This is a genomic window from Campylobacter volucris, from assembly GCF_008011665.1.
Classification (GTDB): domain Bacteria; phylum Campylobacterota; class Campylobacteria; order Campylobacterales; family Campylobacteraceae; genus Campylobacter_D; species Campylobacter_D volucris_A.
The window spans coordinates 1-517 of record NZ_VOWJ01000029.1 but is presented as its reverse complement, the minus strand read 5'-3'; the positions used below and the strand labels follow the sequence as shown (position 1 = coordinate 517).

The following is a 517-nucleotide window of genomic DNA, read 5'->3' as shown; positions in this document are numbered from 1 at the left end:
ATCAAACCAAACTATCTCTACCCCATCCATTCTAGGGACACATTCTTCTATGCAGTTTAATTCCCAATAATCATCACTATCTAAAAAGATAATATAATCGATAATTGGATAAGTAAAGTTAATTAAATCTTGTTCATTATTAAAAGCTTTATAACTTTTATATACTTTATATATATTGTAAGGATTATTACCATCTAGTTCAAATTCAATTAAAGAATTTTCTTTAATTTGTGTTGTTATATTTTTAAGTTTGTATTCTCCGCTAAAATATTCTATACCTACATTTCTAGCAGTACTTTGTCCTCCATTTTCTTTATCAAATAATATAAATCTTTCATCTTTTAAGGTGTATTCTTTAGCTATTTTTAGTGAATTCTCATCAGTGCTTCCATCATTGACTAGTATAACTTGTAAATTTTTATAAGTTTGATTAATTACGCTATCTAAACATTCTTTTAAATATTTTTCTACATTATATATGGGGATTACTACGCCGACTGTTTTAGTTTGATTCATT

At 25.3% G+C, this 517-nt stretch carries 1 protein-coding gene; it reads right to left on the bottom strand.

The annotated features are described in order from the left end of the window. On the bottom strand, nucleotides 1-516 hold a 516-nt coding region (locus tag FPD38_RS05735; protein WP_147555783.1), incomplete at its 3' end, for a glycosyltransferase family 2 protein. Nucleotide 517: the final 1 nt, after the last annotated feature.